Source organism: Geoglobus sp. (genome assembly GCF_054018175.1).
The window spans coordinates 1-4,525 of record NZ_JBPLZQ010000108.1; the positions used below are offsets into that span (position 1 = coordinate 1).

General features: G+C 52.6%; 3 protein-coding genes. 1 reads left to right on the forward strand and 2 read right to left on the reverse strand.

Translation table 11 applies throughout. The features are described from left to right. The coding region (locus ACXJJC_RS08385) for a type II secretion system F family protein (protein ID WP_456370953.1) at window positions 1-1,056 on the reverse strand (1,056 nt) is incomplete at its 3' end. Between the two features lie 2 nt (window positions 1,057-1,058). Continuing rightward, entirely contained in the window at window positions 1,059-2,594 is a 1,536-nt protein-coding gene (locus tag ACXJJC_RS08390; RefSeq protein ID WP_456370955.1) for a type II/IV secretion system ATPase subunit, read from the reverse strand. A gap of 75 nt (window positions 2,595-2,669) precedes the next feature. Between ACXJJC_RS08390 and ACXJJC_RS08395 the strand changes: the two genes are divergently transcribed. Next, a partial coding sequence (locus ACXJJC_RS08395; protein WP_456370957.1) for an Ig-like domain-containing protein occupies window positions 2,670-4,525 on the forward strand: 1,856 nt, incomplete at its 3' end.

Here is a 4,525-nt window from a genome sequence, read left to right on the forward strand (position 1 = left end):
GTACCGTCTGACATTCCTGTCGTAAACGAAGACGTTTGTTCGGTACACATCCTCCCTGAACCTCCTGATTTCTGCCTTTGGAAACGGAAGAGTTGATCTCGCGAGAAGGATTATGAAGGCTGACGCCACTGGAAGAATCGCGTACATCAGGTAAATGTACCCCTCCATCACCCCACCGGAAACGAACTTCGCAACCACCAGAACTATAAGCAGGAGCATGGGAAACATCATGAATATGGAGATGTAAATCTCGAAGAGTATCTCCATGAATCCCGTTGCCTCGCTGAAGATGATCTCCTGCTCCTCCTCGTACTCCTCGGACTTCGATTTCAGATAGGCAGAGAAGCTGCCCCCGCCCTGGAGAACGACTATCAGACTGTCAAGAAATGCCGAGAGCTTCCTGCTTGGGGTGGTGTCCCTGACGTACCGCAGGCTCGTGAAGATGTCCTTTCTGAAGACCTCAAAGTTTTTCACCACCTCTCTGAACTCCACGCTGAGCTCTCCAAAAAGGTGCTCAAGCCTTGAGATCTCTCTCATAATCTCCACAGGGCTAAGACCGCCCACGGCCATGCCGTACATCATGTTGATGGCATGAGGGACGTAGAGATCAATCTCACCTTTCCTCCTGTCCCTCACGAAAAACGGATAGGAGAGCACGAGGTACTTGACAAGCCGGTACGCGATGTAGCCGGGCACAACTCCAAGCAGAAAGTAGTATTCCTCCGCATACCTCCCGGCGGTCTCCACGATCCCCGTGAGATCGGGAAGAAAGGACGTCACGCCGAAGTTGGGAGCCATGGCACCAATCCTGCCGAGAGAGTAATGGATGAACGAAATGGAGATGTCCTTCAGGAAGAGGTACAGTGACAGCGAGAAGGCCGCGGTGGTGAGGACGAAGGCCAGAAGTCCGTAAAAAGCAGAGGCAGCCAGAACCTCGTAAACCGTTACGGGAAGTCTCGCCCCCCTTATCGCCCTTTCAAGGTCAGAGTACCTATCCCGGTTTTTTCTGAACTTCCTCGAGTACCTCCTTCTGAAGAATTTAGGGGCGTAGGGCATCTTCAATCCACCATCTGTTCGAGCTTCTCGAATGCAAGATCGGGGTTGGAGTAGTACAGAGAGATGTACTGTGAAACATCACCGAACCTTCTGATGCCACGCTCGTGCATCATCTCCAGAAACCTCGTTCTACTGTCCAGCTCTTCCAGAATTTCGGTCATTGTAAGGCCCGTGGAGTGGGATATCGCTTCAAGTTTGTTTGACGCCGAGCTTTCGAGAAACGAGTCCGTAACGGGGTCCCACTTGTACACCGGGTTCAGCAGAATCTCCTTTGACGCAGATTCTATGCCAAGTATCTCGAACACTGCCCTCGCTCTCCTTTTCTTCTCGGTCTTCGTAACCCACCTGCTCTGGATCACCACGGCATCCAGGTACTGAATCAGCACCCTCGGGACGTTCAGGGGCTCCTCTTCCAGCCTGTGTATGAGCTGATTGACGTCTCCGGCGTGAAATGTGGCGTATGCAGCATGTCCCGTGGCCATCGCCTGAAACAGTGTTTGCGCTTCCCTTCCCCTTACCTCTCCCACGATTATGTACTCGGGTCTCTGCCTCAGGGCAGCCTTCAGGAGGTCGTACATGTCAATTTCCTGACCCTCTATGCTGAGCCTCGTCACCTCCGGAATCCAGTTGTCGTGATACAGCTGAATCTCCCTGGTGTCCTCAATCGAAACGACCTTGCTGTCAGGAGGTATGAACATCAGCAGTGCGTTGAGCGTAGTTGTTTTTCCGCTCGCCGTCTCTCCAATAACCATGAGGTTTCTCTTGTGCTCTATGAGCAGCCAGAAATACGCAAGCATCCTCGCAGAGACGGTTCCGAAGTCTATCAGATCGACCGGTGTGAAGGGCTCCTCCCTGAATTTTCTGATCGTGAACGTGCTCCCCCTCGTGGATATCTCGCTCCCGTAGGTTATCTGTATCCTGCTCCCGTCAGGCAGGGTGGCATCGATTATGGGATTCGCGTAGCTCAGATGCTTGTTGGCCCTCTGGGCCAGCAGCAGAACGTAGTTGTCGAGCGTTTCCCTATCCAGGGTGAGGTTGGTGGACATGTTTCCGTGCTTCCCGTGGTACACGAAGATCGGGATGCCGTACCCATCACAGCTCACGTCCTCTATGTTCTCGTCGTGAAGAACAGGCTCCACTATTCCGAGGCCGAGAAAGTCCCTGACGAAGTAGTAGAGCATCTTGATGAAGAGCACGTCTGATGCTTTCACAGAATAGTCTGCCAGCACACTTCTGGCAGTCTTCATCAGGGCATCGAACGCATCATCCTCCTTGGAGTAGATCAGCTTCTGCCTGACGTCCTCATAAACGGTAAACAGGAGGGCGGCCTCGTCTGCCGAGATCTGGGGTTCGATCAGGTAGTAGGTTTTCCGGAACGTCTCCCGGTTCTCGAGTATCCACACCTTCGCCAGTCCATCTATCGTCCAGTACTCCTCGACCAGACTCTCGCCTTCAGGAATTTCCTGCTCCTCAACTGGCTCCACACCGTATTCTCCCATAAGCTCCCTGAGATTATCGTAACAGGGATTGTTGAGCATCACCTTTTATTAAGGCTGATCAAATAAAAACGTTATTGTAAAAAACTTTATTAGGTTCTGAAGAGAAGGTGAACTGTGCGTGAAAACTGCAGAGGTGTTTCGCCGGTAATCGGATTCATCCTCCTGCTACAGATCATGATCATATTCCTCGCCTTCGTCCAGACCACCCTCATCCCCGATCAGCTCAAGAAGATAGAGGCCGACAACGTCAGGGCACTCAAATCCGAATTCGACAAATTTTCCGCCATGGTGTCGTCGGGTGAGAGCGCATACCTGTCCATCAAAACGCCCCAGTACCCCAAGTACCTCTTCCTCCTCACTCCGGAACCTGCAGGATTCTCGATAAGGATGGAGCCGTTCTCGATAAACGTGAGCATGAACGTCACGCTGCCCAATGGAACGGTGATCAGCGTGAAAAAGCAGTTCGAGAGCGCGAGAATTTACGTGACCATGGAGAACTACTTCTATCCAGACACGACATTCGTCTTCGAAAACACAGCGGTCTTCCAGGAGAACAATGGAAGGACAGCGGTTGTTGGAGACCAGAAAATGGTGAGAAACGGCATAAACCTCGTGATCATTCAGGGTCAGCTGTCGTCTGCCTACAACTCCCCCCACGAGTTCGCATTCCACGTCGTGTCCACGGGAGGGAGGTACTACGCGGAGAACATAACCGTCGAGTTCAGGAGCCACTATCCCGATTACTGGAGGAGCCTTGGCTATGTCGTTTCAGGAGACTTGGTCACGATAAGAGTGCCATCAGGATTTTTCTCTGCAACTCTCCTCTCTCCGGTGGAAAAAGAGAGCGAGGAAGTGTACGCGATGCTTAAGACGAATCCATTTGACAGCTATACCCTGTCGGCTGGAGACTCTCAGGAGTTCGGCGTGCTGCTTGTGGACCGGTACCTCAACCCGCTTCCGGGAAAAACGGTAAACGTATCGGTCACTGGAGGGGTAGGGAGTGTCGTGCCGTCCCAGATTGACACTGACGTCGCGGGTGTTGCGAGAGCCACATTCAGGGCCACAAGCCCGGGTAATGGAGCCATAACATTCACATACCGAAACCTGAGCGAGAGCTACCAGCTTACCGTCAAGAGCACAGCGTCCTCCTCCAGCAGCATTCTCACCGTTTCATGGTTGAACTCCTCCACGACGTGGGATGCCAGCACTTACGGAGCGAAGAGGTTGCTCGCTGTGAGAGTGAGCGACGCTTCTGGCAACCCCCTGTCATCGATTGCTGTCAGCTTTGCGGTGAGCAACACGAGCGTCGTCGAGCTTAACTCCACCTCCACGACCACCAACTCCGAAGGAATAGCATACGTGAGTGCGTTTGCCAGAGCCAACGGAAGCGTCAACATCTACGCCTTCGCCGGTGATGCGGGAGACGTGCTCAGCCTGGATGTGATAAACGTGACGGCATTCTGGCTCCCCGGGTGGAGTTACCGCGTCCCCATAACAATCCGGGAGAACTCTGGCAGTTCGCTGACAGATTACCAGGTGCTCGTCACGTTAAACGCCTCATTCAACTGGAGTAACGTGAACAGCGATGGATCGGACATAAGGTTCACAGACGATCTCGGCAATCAACTGAGCTACTGGATAGAGGAGTGGAACTACGGCAGTAGTGCGAAGATATGGGTCAGAGTGCCCAGCATTCCAGCGAGCAGCACCACGACAGTTTACATGTACTACGGAAACCCCACAGCAAATTCCGAAAGCAGTGGAAGTTCCACGTTCATCTTCTTCGACCACTTTGATTCGGATTCGAGCTCCCTGTATACTGTATGGGAGAGCTGGTCTGGTGCAAATCCAACATTCATATGGAATCCAGCAAACAGTGAAGTTACCTCCGACACATCAAATGCTGACTACTTCCTGACGGCCAATGTGAATTTACCCCAGAGTTTCGCAGTGGAGGTCAGAGCATACAC

Coding starts and splice junctions, on each gene's coding strand:
- ACXJJC_RS08390 (WP_456370955.1), bottom strand. CDS start 2,594: ATGCTCAACAATCCCTGTTACGATAATCTCAGGGAGCTTATGGGAGAA.